This is a genomic window from Micromonospora sp. NPDC023869 (assembly GCF_055559695.1).
In genome coordinates, this window is sequence record NZ_JBVHKD010000008.1 from 209,939 (window position 1) to 226,540 (window position 16,602).

Below are 16,602 nucleotides of genomic sequence, written 5' to 3' on the forward strand. Positions count from 1 at the left end.
TTTGATCAGTCGTCCAATGCATCGACACCGCAGTCTTGATAGCCATAAGCTATTTAGATGCAGCTCCATCAGCTGAAGTACTTCGTAGCGGTGGCAGAAGTACGACATTTCACCCAGGCAGCCGACATCGTCGGCATAACTCAGCCCTCGTTGAGTAAGCAAATTCACGCCCTGGAGGACAGCCTGGGTGCCCCGCTGTTCGAGCGGGTAAGGGGGAACATCACGCTCACCGCCGCCGGGGAGGTGCTGCTGCCGCTGGCCAAGCGGATCCTGGCCGACGTCGACACGGCCACCCGCGAGGTGCAGGAACTGGTCGGCCTGCGGCGCGGCCGGGTACGCCTCGGCGCCACCCCCAGCCTGGCCACCTCGCTGGCCCCGCCGGTGCTGCGCCTGTTCCGCGACGCGCACCCCACCATCGACCTGCGGGTGGAGGAGGGTGGCTCACAGGACCTGGTCCGGGACCTGCTCCGCGGCGACCTCGACCTGGCGCTGATCATCATGCCGGCCCAGGGCACCGACCCCGGGCTGCGCGCCGACCCGATCCTGCGGGAGAGCCTGGTGGTCGCCTCCGTCGACCCGCTGCCGACCGCCTCGACCGGCGGCGACCTGCGCATCACCGACCTGCGCGACCAGCCGCTGGTGATGTTCCGCGAAGGCTACGACCTGCGCGACGCCACCCTCCAGGCGTGCCGCGCCGCCGGGTTCGAGCCGACGCTCTCCGTCGACGGCGGCGAGATGGACGCCGTCCTCAGCTTCGTCGAGGCCGGGCTGGGCGTCGCCCTGGTCCCCGGCATCGTGGTGGCCCGGCGGCCCGGCATCCGGGTCACCCGGCTGGCGCCCCCCGGGGTCCGCCGCACCATCGCGGTGGCCCGCCGCCGCGACGTGGTGCCCACGCACGCCGGCCGCGAACTCCGCCGCATCCTGCTGGAGTACGTGCAGACCGCCACCGCCGACGCGCAGCTCCCGCCCGGCGTGGAACCCCTGGCCTAGTGCGGTGTCCAGGAACGCCGCCGGTCGTCGTCTGGACCCGGCGCGGCCCGGTGAACGTTTCTGGACACCGCACTAGCCGCTCTCCGCGTCGTCCATGGCGCGATAGATGCGCTGCTCGGAGACCGGGTACGGGGTGCCCAGCGCCTGGGCGAAGACGTTCACCCGCAACTCCTCGATCATCCAGGGGATCTGCCGCACCGCAGCCGAGTTCCGCCGGGCCGCCGGCAGCGCCGCGACCATCTCGTCGTACTCCCGCTGCACCACGGCGACCCGGTCCTGCTGCTGCTTGTCCCGCTGCGGGTTCGCCGCCAACCGGTCCATCCGCCGCTCGATCGCGGTCAGGTAGCGCAGCAGGTCGGGCAGGCGGGCGTACCCGGCCTCGGTGATGAACCCGGCGTGCACCAGACGGGTGAGCTGGGCGCGGATGTCGGCCAGGGCGGCGACCACGGCCAGGTTCCGGGTCGCGCCGAGCCGCTGCTGCACCGCGTACGCCGCGCCGAGCACCGCCCGGACCCGGTCCATCACCTCCACCACCGTGTCCACCAGCCCGGCCCGCACGGTGTCCCGCAGCGCGGCGAAACCCTCGGCGTCCCAGGCCGGCCCACCGGCGTCGCCGACCAGCTTGTCGATCGCCGCCCCGGCCGCGTCCTCGATCAACGCCTGCACACCGCCGTGCGGGTTGCGGGACAGCGACAGCTTCGCCTCGTTGGAGAGCCGCCCCTGGAGGAACTTCGCCGGTGACGGCACGGTCAACCGCAGCAGCCGCCGGGTGCCCGCCCAGTGCGCGGCCTCCTGCTCGCCGGCCGAGTCGAAGACGCGTACGCCCACCGTGGCGCCCTCGTCCACCAGCGCCGGGTACGCGGTGACCGCGTACCCGGCCCGGACCTGCTCGATGGTGCGCGGCAGGGTGCCGATCTCCCAGCCGGTCAGCCCGGTACGCGCCACGTCCGGCGCGGCCGCGGCCACCACCTGGCGTACCTCCGCCTTGAGTCGGCGTTGCAGGTCCGGCAGGTCCTTGCCCTCGGCGACCGGTTTGTCGTCCTCGCCGAGTACCCGGAAGGTGACCCGCAGGTGCGCCGGCAGCCGGCTCAGGTCCCAGGCGTCGCGCGGCACCGTCACCCCGGTCATCCGGCGCAGCTGCCGGGTCAGCGCGTCCAGCAGCGGCTCCTCGCCGGGGGTGATCGCGGCCAGCGCGGCGCGGGCGTAGTCCGGCACCGGCACGAAGTTGCGGCGTACCGGCTTCGGCAGCGACCGGATCAGCGCGATCACCAACTCCTCGCGCAGCCCCGGCACCTGCCAGTCGAAGCTCTCCGCCGGCACCTGGTTGAGCAGCGGCAACGGGATGTCCACCGTCACGCCGTCGGTCGGGGTGCCCGGCTCGAAGGTGTACGTCACCGGCAGGCTGACCCCGTCGGCACTCCAGGAGTCCGGGAAGTCGGCCTCGTCCACCCCGCCCCGACCGGCGTTGACCAGCAGCTCGCGGGTGAACGTGAGCAGGTCCGGCCGCTCCCGGCGGGCCGTCTTCCACCAACTGTCGAAGTGCCGCCCGGAGACCACGTCGGCGGGGATCCGCTCGTCGTAGAACTGGAAGATCGTCTCGTCGTCGACCAGGATGTCCCGCCGCCGAGCCCGGTTCTCCAACTCCTCCACCTCGGTCAGCAGCCGCTGGTTGTCCCGCCAGAACTGGTGGTGGGTGGACCAGTCGCCCTCGACCAGCGCGTGCCGGATGAACAGCTCCCGGCTCAGCACCGGGTCGATCCGGCCGAAGGTGATCTTGCGAGAGGTGACCAGTGGTACGCCGTAGAGCGTCACCTTCTCGTACGCCATCACCGCCGCCTGCTTCTTCTCCCAGTGCGGCTCGCTGTAACTGCGCTTCACCAGGTGCTGGGCCAGCGGCTCGACCCACTCCGGTTCGATCCGCCCGTTCACCCGCCCCCACAGCCGGGACGTCTCCACCAACTCGGCGGCCATCACCCAACGCGGCGGCTTGCGGAACAACGCCGACCCCGGGAACAGCCCGAACTTCGCCCCCCGGGCACCCAGGTACTCGTGCTTCTGGGCGTCCTTCAGACCGATGTGGGAGAGCAGGCCGGGCAGCAGCGACTGGTGCACCCGGGGGGTGTCGATCTCCTCCGGCAGGTCCGCGTTCGGCGTACGCAACACCTGGCGCAACTGGCTGACGATGTCCTGCCACTCGCGTACCCGCAGGTAGTTGAGGTACTCGGCCTTGCACATCCGGCGGAACGCGCTGGACGACAAGGCCCGTTGCTGCTCGCGCAGGTGACGCCAGAGATTGAGGTACGCGACGAAGTCCGACTCCTTGTCAGCGAACCGGGCGTGCGCCTGGTCCGCCTGGGCCTGCCGGTCGGCGGGCCGCTCGCGGGGATCCTGGATCGACAGCGCCGCGGCGATCACCATCACCTCGACGGCACACCCGTTGCGTTCGCCCTCCAGCACCATCCGGGCCAGCCGGGGGTCGACCGGGAGCTGCGCGAGACGCCGCCCGAGCGCGGTCAGCCGCCGGTCCGGGTCGGACTCCGTCGGGTCCAGAGCGCCCAGCTCGTGCAGCAGGTTCACGCCGTCGGCGATGTTGCGCCGGTCCGGCGGGTCGATGAACGGGAAGGCGGCGATGTCGCCCAGCCCGATGGCGGTCATCTGGAGGATGACCGAGGCCAGGTTGGTCCGCAGGATCTCCGGGTCGGTGAACTCGGGGCGGGCCAGGAAGTCCTGCTCGTCGTAGAGCCGGATGCAGATGCCGTCCGAGGTGCGCCCGCAGCGGCCCTTGCGCTGGTTGGCGCTGGCCTGCGAGACCGGTTCGATCGGCAGCCGCTGCACCTTGAGCCGCTGCGAGTAGCGGGAGATCCGCGCGGTCCCCGGATCCACCACGTACTTGATGCCCGGCACGGTCAGTGAGGTCTCCGCCACGTTGGTGGCCAGCACCACCCGACGCCCACCGTGCGGGGCGAACACGCGGTGCTGCTCGGCGACGCTGAGCCGGGCGTACAGTGGCAGGATCTCGGTGTGGCGCAGCGCCGGTCGGTGCTCGACGAGCTTGCCCAGCGCGTCGGCGGTATCCCGAATCTCCCGCTCGCCGCTGAGGAACACCAGGACGTCGCCGGGCCCCTCGGCGGCCAGCTCCTGCACCGCGTCACCGATGGCCTGGACCTGGTCGCGGACGTTCTCCTCGTCCGTGTCGTCGGCGTCCTCGTCGACCTCGACCAGTGGCCTGTACCGCACCTCGACCGGGTACGTCCGACCGGACACCTCGACCACCGGCGCCGGCACCCCGTCCGGGTGCTCGGCGGTGGGCGGCCCGGCGAAGTGCCGGGCGAACCGGTCGGTCTCGATGGTCGCCGAGGTGATGACCACCTTGAGGTCGGGACGGCGCGGCAGGAGCTGCCGGAGGTAGCCGAGGATGAAGTCGATGTTGAGGCTGCGCTCGTGCGCCTCGTCGATGATCAACGTGTCGTACTGGCGCAGCATCCGGTCGGTCTGCAACTCGGCCAGCAGAATGCCGTCGGTCATCAGCTTGACCAGGCTGTTCTCGCCCACCTGATCGGTGAAGCGCACCTTGAAGCCGACCACGTCACCGAGCTGCGTGCCCAACTCCTCGGCGATCCGGTCCGCGACCGTACGCGCCGCCAACCGCCTCGGCTGGGTGTGCCCGATCAGCCCGTGCACCCCACGGCCCAACTCCAGGCAGATCTTCGGCAACTGGGTGGTCTTGCCCGAGCCGGTCTCGCCGGCCACGATCACCACCTGGTGGTCACGGATCGCCGCCGCGATGTCGGCCGCACGCTCGCTGACCGGCAACTGCGGCGGGTACGTCACCGTCGGCACCGCCGCCCGCCGGGCCGCCAGCCGCGCCTCCGCCTCGGCCACCTCGACCACGATCTCGGCGAGCGCCTCCTCCCGTCGCTGCGGATCGCGCACCTTCCGCAACCCGTCCAGCCGCCGACGCAGCCGACGCTGGTCGCGGAACATCAACGGGGAGAGACGACGGTGCACCTCGCGAACCGGATCGGTCGCGGCGGTGGTGGCTTGATTCTGCATGTCGTGGCCAAGGATAGGCAGCGACCCGCCGACCCGCCTCCTGGTTACCCCGCCAACGTCAGGGACGGATGTAAGGAAGGGTCCCCTGCTAACGCCTCAGGTATAGGAAGGGTCCCTTCCTAACACCGTGCGCGCCTGCACGTCCGCGTGCCCTGCACCTGTGCGCGCCTGCACCTGTGCGTCGTGCGTGCCCTGCACCTGTGCGTCGTGCGTGCCCTGCGTCGTGCGTGCCCTGCGTCGTGCGGCCCTGCGTCGTGCGTGCCCTGCAGTCTGCGTGTCCCGCAGCGTGCGTGCCTGCACCCGCGCGTGCGTGCCTGCACCGCGTGGGCGTGAGCAGAGCGGCGGTTATCGTTGACCGCCGAGCCGGAGCGAGCACGGGAACGCCGATGACGATGCGTGACACCGACCGGGCGCTGGTGCAGGCCGCCAGCGCCGTGGCCAAGCTGCGCTGCCGCAGCGCCGCCCACACCCTTGCGGCGGCGGCCCGCACCGTCGACGGGCGGATAGTCTCCGGCGTGAACGTCGTGCATCCCGCCGGAGGTGCCTGTGCCGAGGTGGTCGTGGTGGGCACTGCGGCGACCCAGCACGCGGGCGAACTGGAGACGATCGTCACCGTGGGCGATCGCGGTCGTAGCCTGGTGGCCCCCTGCGACCCGTGCCGACGGCTGCTGGCCGATCACTTCCCGGCGCTCCGGGTGATCACCGGCACGGTCGAGGACCCCCAGGTGAACCAGGTAACCGAGTCACCCACCACGCCCGAATAACCAACCTGGCCCCGCGCCGTGCGCGCGTCCTCATGATCCGCGCAACTTCATGGATACTGCTGCCTCCAGGGGTGCCTGAGACAGCAATATCAATGAAGTTGCGCGGATCTTGCGACGTGCCGCGTCGGGCCCGCGCACTCGCGCTGCAGGCCAGGCCGGGCTGCGTCGACAGGCGGGTCGAGGCTGGCGGCGGGTGGCCCACCTTCTCGACTGGAGAAGGCGGCCGGTCAGGGGCTGCGGTCGGTCGAGGGCTGCGGTCGGTCAGGGACTGCGGTCGGTCATGGGTGGCGGCCGGTCAGAGACGCCGGGTCAGGGGCGGCGGGTGGTTAGGGCGTGGCGGAGTTCGACGAGGAAGCCGTCGACATCGTCGCGGAGACGCTTGGCGGTGACGTGAAGTACCAGCCAGTCGGTGCCGAGCAGGCGGTTGAGGCGGCGTCGGTCGCGGTGGAACTGCTCCGGGTCGTGGTGCCAGAGTCCGTCGTACTCGACGGCCACCCGATGCTCGGGCCAGGCGAGGTCGACGCGGGCGATGAATCTGCCCGCACGCTCCACGACGAACTGGGTGACGGGTCTCGGCAGTCCGGCCTGCACGATGCGTACCCGCAGACGTGACTCGGGCATCGACTCGGCCCCGGGGTCGGCGAACTCGACCACCCGCAGCAGTCGTTTCCCGCCACGGATACCGAGGCGGGCGCGGGCCAGGTCCGCCACGTCGTCGAGTCGGACGACACCTGCGGAGGCCAGCCGGTCGACCACTGCGACCGCGTCTTCGAGGGGGTGCCACTGGGCGAGGTCCCAGCAGGTGCGTCGAGGGGTGGTGACCGGGATGCCGGAAAGCGAGACGGTCTCGTCCACGGCCACGTCGGCGCGGTGCACGGTCAGACCCGCCACCGGCCCGAGTCGCAGGGCGGTGGGGACCAGGACGTCTATCGGCTCGTCGACGCGGACCTCGCCGACGTTGAACAACGCGGCGGCACTGCGGCCGGCGACCGCCGCGCCGGCCGGGAGGACCAGCCGCGCCGCGCGACAGCGGGTACGGTGCGTCACCGCGAGTTGGGCGTCGACGTAGACGTCCCGGAAGAGCCGTCGCCAGGCTTTGCTGCGCAGCTGGGTACGAGTGAGTAGCCCACGGGCCACCACCTCGGAGCCTCGGAAGAGGCGCCCACGTAGTTCCGGGGGCCGTCTGGGAGATACCGGCATGGGCCCACCCTGGACGAGCGCGCTGCGTCTCCGCTGCCCCTGTGGACAACCTGCCGCCCGCTGACAGCCCACACCCGTGGATACGGCAGCCGACATCGGAGCAACGTGGTGCGACCGATAGCCCTATGTGCTTGGCGGCCAGTGAATTGTCGACAGCCGGTGTTCCATCGGCGGCTGCGGGTCTTGCCGACAGCCCGGGTGCCCATCCTGAACAGCCGGTGCGGGGGCGACCTGCCGACAGCCTGGTGTCCTTCCCCGGCGGCCGTGGCCAGCCGAGAGCCAGGAGCCCTCGGCGGCCAGGGGACCTGTCGGCGGCCACCGCGCCGCCGGGGTTGATCCGACGCTGGGCTGAATCCCGGTGGGCCGTGGCAGCGGGGCACCTCGACTCGGCGGGCGGGTGGTCCGGCACCGGCTGGCACCGGACCACCACTGAGTCCGAAGAGAAACGGAGAGCCGACCGAAAGCAACGGGATGATCGGTTGCGGACGTGCGGACGGGAAGGGCAGGGGGAGAGGCGTCAGGCGGCGGCGGACCAGATGGCGCGGAAGGCGGCGGCCTCGCCGGCCAGCCAGCGTTCGATCTCCTGGGGCTTGGCGTTGTCGGGCATCCGGTGGGTGGTGCCGCGCCGGACGTCGACCAGGACCGGCTCGGCGTGCGGCAGGACGGCGTCCATGTGGCGGGCGGTCAGGTGCAGGGCGGCCAGGGTGGCCTCCTCGCTGGGCGGCGCCTCGTCGAAGTGCAGGCGGACCGCCTCGGCGCGGCCGTCGGCGTACCGGATGCCGAAGTGTGGGTTGATCTTGATGGGGAGGTCGCCGAGCATGGCGAGGGCGTCGCGGGTCTGGGCCAGGTCGACGGTGGCCGGCTCGCCGAGCGAGTGCAGCCAGGCGGTCGCGCCGGGCACCAGGGCCTGGTAGAGCGGTCGCCAGCGGGGCTTGACCACGTCGACCACCTGCGTCAGGTGGGTGCCGCCGGTGTGGAAGGCGATGTCGGCCTTGAGCGCCTTGACGAACTGGCCGTGCGGGTTGAACCCGGAGCGGCTGGCCCGCTGCCGACGCAGACCGCCGACGAAGCTGGCCTTGGTGGGCCCGGTACGGCCGACGTACCGGGTGAAGCCGAGAAGGGTGGCGTACGGCGTGAGGGGGGCGGAGGTGGGCGCGGTCACGAGCATCCTCCCAGGTCAGGAACTCGATTAGTACATACATTCTAATCGACGGGTCTGACATCGCCCAGGGGAGATAAGGGGCTGATCGGACCGTGCTGACGCCGACCTGCCGACCATTTTTGGGACGCCGCTCCGAGCGGGACCAACGCGCGGATCGGCGTCGTCGGCCGGCGGGGTGGGGGCGCGAGTCGCCGCGTGATGGGCGGGGTCCGGTGCGGATCCGCCACCGTCGCCGCCGGGGCGGACGGTCGTGTCACGAGCAGCAGCGCCACCAGCAGCCACACCACCGTCGCCACCCGGTTGACCGTGGTGGTGGGCAGTCCCAGCGAACCGACGACCACCACGACCAGTAGCCCGGCGCCGAACCGCACCACGGCGCGGTCGGCCCGTCGGCGGGACCGCCACCAGAGCACGACCAGCATGGTCAGGATCGCGGTCTGCGCCACCACGCCGAGGACGCCGGCCATCACCAACGCCTCCACCCATGCCGAGTCGTACGCGACCCGCAGCCCGTCCAGGCCGAAGCCGGTCCACGGCGAGTGGGTGAACACGATCCCGGCCGCTTCGGCGAGCGTCGAGTTCTCGCCGAAGCGGCGGGCCGAGTACAGCGACAGGAGACTGCCGGACTGTTCGCCGGGGGTGAGCCAGGCGTCGAGGAGCATGCCGCCGATCGGCGAGTCGGGCCGCCGCGCCTGATGATCGAAGACGGCCAGCACGCCGGTGACGGCCAGGGCGGCGCCGAGGCGGGTACGCCACGGCGAGCCGGCCCAGGTCTGCCAGATCGCCACCGGCAGCCCGACCAGCAGGAAGATCTTGGACGCGGTGAGGAGGCCGCCGATGGCGAGGAGCACTCCGGCGACGGCCAACGGGACGGGCCGGCGGCGCAGCAGGAACACGGCGGCGACCAGCCCGAGGCTGTACATGACACCGGCCTCGGCGGGCTGGTTGAAGACGCCCGAGTAGCGGCCCATCGTGGCGGCCCGCTCGGCGGTCGTCACCGTGCCGGTGTCGCCACTCCACCAGGCGGTCAGGATGTGGTCGTACGCGCCGGGGTCCATCAGCATCGCGTACGCCAGGATCGCGTTGGCGGCGAGGATCGTGACGAGCGTCCCGGCGGCGAACCGCAGCAACCGCAGCCGGTCGACGTCGCCGGAGACGATCAGGTAGCCGGCGGCCAGGATGACCGCCGGCAGGAGCAGGTTGTCCAGTCCGGCCCAGAAGCCGACCGTGCGCATCCCGGTGGGAAGGTGGGCGTCGCCGATCGACGCCACGGCGGCGACCGTCGGATAGGCGACGAGCAGGGCGGCGAGCGCCACGACCGGCCCGGGCGCGGCCGGCAGGCGTCGGGCGCGGGCCAGGAACGCGAGCACGGCGACGGCGCAGACGGCAAGCTGCTCGGTACGGACACCGGACACCACGTACGGGCCGAACGATGCCGCCACGAGCAGCACGACGGCGCTGTCGGCGGAACGTTGCCCGGGAGGAATGCGTCGCCTATGTGATGGCATGTGAGCGTCGACCCCCACTGTTCAGGAACGCCCCATTTTGTGCCGTCAATCCCCGGGCACGCCGAAGCCCCGCAACGCTCGGCGCGTCGCGCTGCCGGTGCCCGTGGGATGGAGTGGATTCCTACAGTTGGCCGACGTCGATGACGCGTACCACCGCCGCCCCCGCCTCGTCCGAGGCGGCCAGGTCGACCTCGGCGCTGATGCCCCAGTCGTGGTCGCCGTCCGGGTCGTCGAGGATCTGCCGGACGGTCCAGCGCTCGCGACCCTGCTCGATCATGAGCAACGCGGGGCCACGGGCGTTCGGCCCGGTGCCGATCTCCGAGTACGCCTCGAAGTACGGCTCCAGGGCGTCCGCCCAGGCGTCGGCGTTCCAGCCGAACTCGGCGTCCAGTTCGCCGAGGGCGTCCCAGTGTCGCAACGCCGCCAGTTCCACCCGCCGGAACAGGGCGTTGCGCACCAGCACCCGGAACGCCCGCGCGTTGCGGGTCACCGCGGCCGGTCGGTCGTCCAACGCGGCGGCGACGTCGGGCAGGTCGCCCGGGTTGCGCAGCCGCTCCCACTCGTCGATCAGGCTGGAGTCGACCTGCCGGACCAACTCGCCGAGCCACTCGATCAGGTCGACGAGTTCCTCGGTCTTGGCCTCCCCGGGCACCGTCTGCCGCAGCGTCTTGTACGCGTCCGCGAGGTACCGAAGCACCAGTCCCTCGGACCGGGACAGCCCGTAGAACTGCACGAACTCGGTGAACGTCATCGCCCGCTCGTACATGTCCCGGACGACCGACTTGGGGGAGAGCTGGTGGTCGGCCACCCACGGATGCCCCTGCCGGTACATCTCGTACGCGTTGTCCAGCAGCTCGGCCAACGGCTTCGGCCAGGTCACCTCGTCGAGCAGTTCGAGGCGGGCCTCGTACTCGATGCCCTCGGCCTTCATCGCGGCGACCGCCTCGCCGCGCGCCTTGAACTGCTGCGCGGAGAGCACCTGGCGGGGGTCGTCGAGGATCGACTCGATCACCGACAGCACGTCGAGCGCGTACGACGGGGACTCGGTGTCCAGCAACTCGATGGTGGCCAGCGCCAGGGGCGACAGCGGCTGGTTGAGCGCGAAGTCCAGTTGCAGGTCGACGGTGAGCCGGACCCGCCGCCCGGTCTCGTCCGGCTCGGGCAGTTCCTCGACCACGCCACCGGCCCGCAGCGCGCGATAGATGGCGATCGCCCGGCGGATGTGCCGGCGCTGCGCCGCCGCGTCCTCGTGGTTGTCGGTGAGCAGGTGCCGCATCGCGGCGAACGCGTCGCCGGGGCGGCCGATGACGTTGAGCAGCATCGAGTGGCTGACCTGGAAGCTGGAGGTCAGCGGCTCCGGCTCGGCGGACACCAGGCGGTCGAAGGTGGGCTGGCCCCACCCGATGGAGCCCTCCGGCGGCTTCTTCTTGACCACCTTGCGGCGCTTCTTCGGGTCGTCACCGGCCTTGGCGAGCGCCTTCTCATTCTCGATCACGTGCTCGGGGGCCTGCACGACGACCCGACCGAGGGTGTCGAAGCCGGCCCGCCCGGCCCGCCCGGCGATCTGGTGGAACTCGCGGGCCTTGAGCAGGCGGGTACGCACGCCGTCGTACTTGGACAGGCCGGTGAACAGCACGGTGCGGATCGGCACGTTGATGCCGACGCCGAGGGTGTCCGTACCGCAGATGACCTTGAGCAGGCCCGCCTGGGCGAGCGTCTCCACCAGCCGGCGGTACTTGGGCAGCATGCCGGCGTGGTGCACACCGATGCCGTGGCGGACCAGGCGGGACAGCGTCTTGCCGAAGCCGGAGGTGAACCGGAAGCCGCCGATGGCCTGGGCGATCATGTCCTTCTCGGCGCGGGTGCAGACGTTGACGCTCATCAGCGCCTGTGCCCGCTCCAGCGCGGCGGCCTGGGTGAAGTGCACGACGTACACCGGGGCCTGCTTGGTCTGCAGCAACTCTTCGAGCGTCTCGTGCATCGGCGTCATCGCGTACGAGAAGAGCAGCGGGACCGGCCGCTCGGCCGAGCGGACGACGGCGGTCGGCCGACCGGTACGCCGGGTCAGGTCGTCCACGAACCGGGTGGTGTCGCCCAGGGTGGCCGACATCAGCACGAACTGCGCCTGCGGCAGTTCGATTAGCGGCACCTGCCAGGCCCAGCCCCGGTCGGGCTCGGCATAGAAGTGGAACTCGTCCATGACGACCTGGCCGACGTCGGCGCGGCCGCCCTCGCGCAGCGCCAGATTGGCCAGGATCTCCGCCGTGCAGCAGATGATCGGCGCGTCGGCGTTGACGCTCGCGTCGCCGGTGAGCATGCCGACGTTCTCCGCGCCGAACACCTCGCAGAGCGCGAAGAACTTCTCCGACACCAGGGCCTTGATCGGCGCGGTGTAGAACGTCGTCCGGTCGTCGGCCAGCGCGGCGAAGTGCGCGGCGATCGCCACCAGGCTCTTGCCGGAGCCGGTCGGCGTATTCATGATCACGTTCGCGCCGGAGACGATCTCGATGACCGCCTCCTCCTGGTGGGGATAGAGGTCCAGACCGCGCTCGGACGCCCAGCCGGCGAACGCGTCGTAGAGGGTGTCGGGGTCGGTGGACTTGGGCAGCGCGGCGGTGAGTGTCATGGCCGGTCCATGGTGCCTGTCCCAGCCCCGCCAACGCCAACCGGGGATGCCGCCGCCCGCGCCGCACCCTGCCGCCCGCGCCGCACCCCGCCGCGTGCCGCCGCCGGGCCGCGGGTCGTCGGGCTGAGATGTTAGGAGGGGTCCCCTGCTATGCACGAGGCGTTAGCAGGGGACCCCTCCTTACACATCCGAGAGCCGGCGGCGGTACATCAGGTCGGCGATCGGCCGTCCTACCCGCAACGCCCGCCGCTCGAACCGGGTGACCGGCCGGTGGGCCGGTCGGGGCGCGACCCCGTCGTAGAGGTTGACCAGGCCCGGGTCGGCGTCCAGCGTCACCCGCATCGACGCCGCGTACTCCGCCCAGTCGGTCGCGCAGTGCAGCGTGCCGCCCGGTGCCAGCCGGGACCGCAGCAACGCCACGTGCGCCGGCTGGATCAGTCGCCGCTTGTGGTGCCGGGACTTCGGCCACGGATCCGGGAAGAACACGTGCACCGCGTCCAGCGAGTCGGGCGGCAACAGGCGTACCAGGTCCAGCGCGTCACCCTCGGCGATCCGGAGATTGCCCAGCCCACGCTGGTGCACGAGGTCCAGGAGGTTCGCGATTCCCGGCGTGTGCACCTCGACCGCCAGATAGTCTCGATCCGGGTCGGCGGCGGCCATTTCGGCGGTCGTGTCGCCCATGCCGGACCCGATCTCGACCACGAGCGGGGCCCGCCGGCCGAAGAGGTCGACCGGGTCGAGTCGGTCGATGTCGGCCACTCGCAGGGCGTACATCGGCCACAGCTGCGTCAACGCCGCCGTCTGACGGTCGCTCATCCTGCCGCCACGCGGGTGGAAGGTGCGGATCGGCCGCGCCGGGTGCGGCGGCGCGGACACGGTGGGAAGCGGGTCGGTGGAGGTCACAGCGAACCGAGCCTACGCGAGCATCGCGCCGGATCGGATGTGAGGTACGACCGGGAGTGAGACCATCATCCCGTACGGCAGACCGGGTGTCCGCATCGGCGCCCGGCGACTGCTCCGGCGCGCCGGGAGGGGGCATCGTGTCAGTGACCCGTACTCGTCGTCTGCCCTCGGTCGCCACCACGTTGCTGCCCGCCGCCGCCCTGCCACTGCTCGCGGCCCTCCTGCTCGCACCGGCGCTGCCGGCCGCCGCCGCACCCGCCGCACCCGTCGCCCCGCGATCCGGCCCGACAGCCGTACCCGCCGCGCCGCAACCCGACCTGACGGCCGTACTCGCCGCCGCCCCGCAACCCGGTCCGAACGTCTTCGTCGAGGTCATGCCGAGCACCGTCGAACCGGGGCACCTGGTCGGCCTCCGAGCGAGCTGCCAGGACAACTCGGTCGGCGCGATCGTCGTCTCGGACGCCTTCGGCCGGGTCGCGGTGCAGCCGCAACGCGGCCTGCTCCACGGGACGGCCATGGTCAAGGACCGGGTGCTCCCCGGCAACTACCGGGTCAAGCTGGAGTGCCGGGGCGGCGAGACCGCCTCCACGATGGTCCAGGTGGTACGCCAGATGAAGCCGAGCCGGGGCCCGGCGACCGGCTTCGGCGGCGGTTCCGGTGGCGTCGCCTCGGGCCTGCTGCTGCCCGGTGGGCTCGCCTTGACCGTCACCGGCATGGTCGTCTGGGTCGCTGCCACCCGCCGACGTGGCACGGGCGGGTGAGTCCGCCGTGCCCGCCCCTCGCGCGCCCCGACCGACCGGCTCCGGTGGTACGCCCCGTGCCGGCCGCCCGTCGCCCGGCCCTGGTGCCTCGCGTGGCCGTCCGGTAGGCGGCCCGCCCCGCCCCGACCTTTTCGTGCCCGATCCGCCGCCTCGCGGCCCCCACCCACCCGCAGCCGCCTCCCCGGGCACATCTCGTCCATCCGCAGCCGCCTCCCCGGGCACATCTCGTCCATCCGCAGCCGCCTCCCCGGGCACATCTCGTCCATCCGTGGCCGCCTCGCTGGGTACACCGCGCCCGCCCGCCGCCACACCGCGCGGGTCGCGTCCGTGGTCACACCTACCCGTCGACACCCCGCCGCCCGGGCCGGGTGCGCCGCCACTGGGGCGCGCGTACCCCACCGACCTGGACGGGCCGATCCCGCCGGACGTGGAGGGCCGGGCCCCGATCGGCGCTGGTGCCCGGGTCCGCGCCCGCCGCGTGGAACGCGTCGAGCGCTCCGGCCGTCGCCCCTGGTCGATGCCGCTGGCCGTGGTGCTGGTGCTGGTCGGTGTCTTCGCCACCGGAGCCGGACTGGGGCGTACCGCCGGTTCCCCGCTGGGCTGGGCCGCGACCGGCGGCGAAGCGGCGTCGACCTCGGCACCCGTGGCGCGGACCGCGGCCCGGCCGGTGAGCCTGTCGGTGCCCTCGATCGACGTCGCCGCCCCGGTGAAGCCGGTCGGGGACGCACCGGACGGCACGATCGGGGTGCCGCCGCTGAGCCGACACGAGGAGACCGGCTGGTACGACCGGGGGCCGGTCCCCGGCGACCCCGGCCCGGCGGTCATCGTCGGGCACGTGGACACCAAGAGCGGCCCGTCGGTCTTCTACGACCTGGCCAAGCTCCGGGTGGGCGACACGGTCGAGGTGGGCCGCGAGGACGGTTCGGTGGCGGTGTTCACCGTGGACTCCGTCGAGCACTTCCCGAAGGACCAGTTGCCGGCCGACCGCGTCTACGGTCACGACGGCCCACCGACGCTGCGCCTGATCACCTGCGGCGGTCAGTGGCTCGGTGGCCCGGACGGCTACGCCGACAACGTCATCGCCTTCGCCAGCCTGACCGGCACCCGTCCCGCCTGACCACCCGTCGTTGGGGGAGAGGGCGGCTGCGGTCAGGGGACCTGCTGGACGACCTCGAACTCCAGGAGGGTGGCGCCGGAGGCGACCGGGGGACGCTGCTCGGCGCCGGGCGGGGCGGCGTGGGCGGCGCGGGCGGGACCGTTGGCCCAATCCTGGTACGCCTGCTCGGTCTCCCACCGCGTGTACACGAAGTAGCGGTTCTCGCCGGCCACCGGCCGCAGCAACTCGAAGCCGAGGAAACCGGGGGAGTTCTCCACGGCCCGGGCGCGGGCGGCGAACCGCTTCTCCAACTCCTCGCCGGCACCGGGCGGGACGTCGATCGCGTTGATCTTCACAACTGCCATGTCTTCACCCTAGACCTGGACGAGCGGAACAGATCTTGGTCCGCCGATGCCCCGCCCCGGGGGCCGTTTCGCACCAAGATCGGCGGGAGTGGGTGGTGGGGGAGTCAGAAGGACTCGACCGTCGGTACGAGGTCGACGTCGACCACGATCGGCGCGTGGTCGGAGGGGCCCTTGCCCTTGCGGGCCTCCCGGTCCACGTACGCGGAGCGGACCGCGCGGGCCACCGGCGCCGAGGCGTACACCAGGTCGATTCGCATGCCCTTGTTCTGGTGGAACATCCCGGCCCGGTAGTCCCAGTAGGTGTACGGGTGCGGCCCCTTCATCGGGGCGGGCACCACGTCGGTGAGGCCCAGGTCGCGCAGCGCCGCCAGGGCGGCCCGCTCGGCGGGCGTGACGTGGGTGGAGGTCGCGAACAGCGCCGGCTCCCACACGTCCTCGTCGGTCGGGGCCACGTTGAAGTCGCCGCAGACCGCCAGCGCCGGCCCGCCGGTGAGTTCCGTGTCCAGCGCGTCCCGCAGCGCCGCCAGCCAGGCCAGCTTGTACGCGTAGTGCGGATCGTCGGGGGCGCGGCCGTTCGGCACGTACACCGACCAGACCCGCAGCCCGTCGCAGGTGGCCGCGATGGCGCGGGCCTCCGGCTCGGGGAACCCGGGTTCGCCGGGGAACCCGACCGTGACGTCGGCCAGCCCGACCCGGGACAGCACGGCCACACCGTTCCACCGGCCGTCGCTGTGGCTGGCGACGGTGTAGCCGAGTTCGCCCACCTCGGCGACCGGGAACGCGCCGTCGGGGCACTTGGTCTCCTGCAGGCAGACCACGTCCGGCCCGGTGCCGGCCAGCCAGTCCAATAGCCGGGGCAGGCGGGCCTTCACCGAGTTGACGTTCCAGGTGGCCAGGCGCATGGTGCCAGCCTGCCGTATCCGGGCCCGGTCCGCCGGGCGGCGCACGAGCCCGGCGGGTCGCGGCGGCTCACGACGCGGTGGCAGTTCACCACGCGCTGGCGGCTCGCCGTGCCTGTCGGCTCGTGGTGCGCGCTGCGGCTCGCCGTGCACGCTGCTGCTCGTGGCGCGCGGCGGTGCGCGGTGCGCGGCGGTGCGCGGTGCGCGGCGGTGCGCGGTGCGCGCGCGGCGGTGGCGAGGTGTTAGGAGGGGACCCCTGCTATGCACGAGGCGTT

The 16,602-nt window shown here is 72.1% G+C and carries 12 protein-coding genes; 4 read left to right on the top strand and 8 right to left on the bottom strand.

The features are described 5' to 3' along the window. Positions 1-57: 57 nt before the first annotated feature. Positions 58-990 (top strand): LysR family transcriptional regulator, encoded by a 933-nt coding sequence (locus ACZ31C_RS22360; RefSeq protein ID WP_465796924.1) that lies wholly within the window; start codon positions 58-60, stop codon positions 988-990. Between the two features lie 72 nt (positions 991-1,062). On the opposite strand, the gene hrpA is transcribed toward ACZ31C_RS22360, so the two are convergent. Continuing rightward, on the bottom strand, positions 1,063-5,043 hold the full coding sequence (gene hrpA, locus ACZ31C_RS22365; RefSeq protein WP_465796925.1) for an ATP-dependent RNA helicase HrpA: 3,981 nt from the start codon (positions 5,041-5,043) through the stop codon (positions 1,063-1,065). 386 nt (positions 5,044-5,429) lie between these two features. On the opposite strand from hrpA, the gene ACZ31C_RS22370 reads away from it, so the two are divergent. Continuing rightward, on the top strand, positions 5,430-5,807 hold the full coding sequence (locus tag ACZ31C_RS22370; RefSeq protein WP_465796926.1) for a cytidine/deoxycytidylate deaminase family protein: 378 nt from the start codon (positions 5,430-5,432) through the stop codon (positions 5,805-5,807). Between the two features lie 309 nt (positions 5,808-6,116). Here ACZ31C_RS22370 and ACZ31C_RS22375 read toward each other — a convergent pair whose 3' ends face one another. The 5 genes from ACZ31C_RS22375 to trmB all read right to left on the bottom strand — a co-directional run bounded on the left by ACZ31C_RS22375 (position 6,117) and on the right by trmB (position 13,206). Continuing rightward, positions 6,117-7,007: a hypothetical protein gene (locus ACZ31C_RS22375; RefSeq protein WP_465796927.1), complete on the bottom strand. Its 891-nt coding sequence runs from the start codon at positions 7,005-7,007 to the stop codon at positions 6,117-6,119. Positions 7,008-7,524: 517 nt separating this feature from the next. Continuing rightward, positions 7,525-8,169, bottom strand: a complete 645-nt coding sequence (locus ACZ31C_RS22380; protein ID WP_465796928.1) for a hypothetical protein — start codon at positions 8,167-8,169, stop codon at positions 7,525-7,527. A 41-nt stretch (positions 8,170-8,210) separates the two neighbouring features. Beyond that, positions 8,211-9,611 (bottom strand): hypothetical protein, encoded by a 1,401-nt coding sequence (locus ACZ31C_RS22385; RefSeq protein ID WP_465796929.1) that lies wholly within the window; start codon positions 9,609-9,611, stop codon positions 8,211-8,213. A gap of 187 nt (positions 9,612-9,798) precedes the next feature. Continuing rightward, positions 9,799-12,303: a DEAD/DEAH box helicase gene (locus ACZ31C_RS22390; protein ID WP_465796930.1), complete on the bottom strand. Its 2,505-nt coding sequence runs from the start codon at positions 12,301-12,303 to the stop codon at positions 9,799-9,801. A gap of 180 nt (positions 12,304-12,483) precedes the next feature. Further along, positions 12,484-13,206: a tRNA (guanosine(46)-N7)-methyltransferase TrmB gene (gene trmB / locus ACZ31C_RS22395; protein WP_465796931.1), complete on the bottom strand. Its 723-nt coding sequence runs from the start codon at positions 13,204-13,206 to the stop codon at positions 12,484-12,486. Between the two features lie 134 nt (positions 13,207-13,340). Between trmB and ACZ31C_RS22400 the strand changes: the two genes are divergently transcribed. Together ACZ31C_RS22400 and ACZ31C_RS22405 are read left to right on the top strand one after the other, a co-directional pair. Next, positions 13,341-13,967, top strand: a complete 627-nt coding sequence (locus tag ACZ31C_RS22400) for a hypothetical protein (protein WP_465797015.1) — start codon at positions 13,341-13,343, stop codon at positions 13,965-13,967. A gap of 517 nt (positions 13,968-14,484) precedes the next feature. After that, positions 14,485-15,084, top strand: a complete 600-nt coding sequence (locus ACZ31C_RS22405) for a class F sortase (RefSeq protein WP_465797016.1) — start codon at positions 14,485-14,487, stop codon at positions 15,082-15,084. A gap of 32 nt (positions 15,085-15,116) precedes the next feature. Here the strand turns inward: ACZ31C_RS22405 and ACZ31C_RS22410 are convergent, their stop codons facing one another. Further along, positions 15,117-15,428, bottom strand: coding sequence for an antibiotic biosynthesis monooxygenase family protein (locus tag ACZ31C_RS22410; RefSeq protein ID WP_350695198.1), 312 nt, complete (start codon positions 15,426-15,428; stop codon positions 15,117-15,119). A gap of 104 nt (positions 15,429-15,532) precedes the next feature. Further along, positions 15,533-16,330: an exodeoxyribonuclease III gene (locus ACZ31C_RS22415; RefSeq protein ID WP_465796932.1), complete on the bottom strand. Its 798-nt coding sequence runs from the start codon at positions 16,328-16,330 to the stop codon at positions 15,533-15,535. Between the last annotated feature and the right edge of the window lie 272 nt (positions 16,331-16,602).

Bases quoted from the DNA above. Each gene is read 5' to 3' on its own strand.
- ACZ31C_RS22360 (WP_465796924.1), top strand. From the start codon at position 58: ATGCAGCTCCATCAGCTGAAGTACTTCGTAGCGGTGGCAGAAGTACGA.
- hrpA (WP_465796925.1), bottom strand. From the start codon at position 5,043: ATGCAGAATCAAGCCACCACCGCCGCGACCGATCCGGTTCGCGAGGTG.
- ACZ31C_RS22370 (WP_465796926.1), top strand. From the start codon at position 5,430: ATGACGATGCGTGACACCGACCGGGCGCTGGTGCAGGCCGCCAGCGCC.
- ACZ31C_RS22375 (WP_465796927.1), bottom strand. From the start codon at position 7,007: ATGCCGGTATCTCCCAGACGGCCCCCGGAACTACGTGGGCGCCTCTTC.
- ACZ31C_RS22390 (WP_465796930.1), bottom strand. From the start codon at position 12,303: ATGACACTCACCGCCGCGCTGCCCAAGTCCACCGACCCCGACACCCTC.
- ACZ31C_RS22405 (WP_465797016.1), top strand. From the start codon at position 14,485: ATGCCGCTGGCCGTGGTGCTGGTGCTGGTCGGTGTCTTCGCCACCGGA.
- ACZ31C_RS22410 (WP_350695198.1), bottom strand. From the start codon at position 15,428: ATGGCAGTTGTGAAGATCAACGCGATCGACGTCCCGCCCGGTGCCGGC.
- ACZ31C_RS22415 (WP_465796932.1), bottom strand. From the start codon at position 16,330: ATGCGCCTGGCCACCTGGAACGTCAACTCGGTGAAGGCCCGCCTGCCC.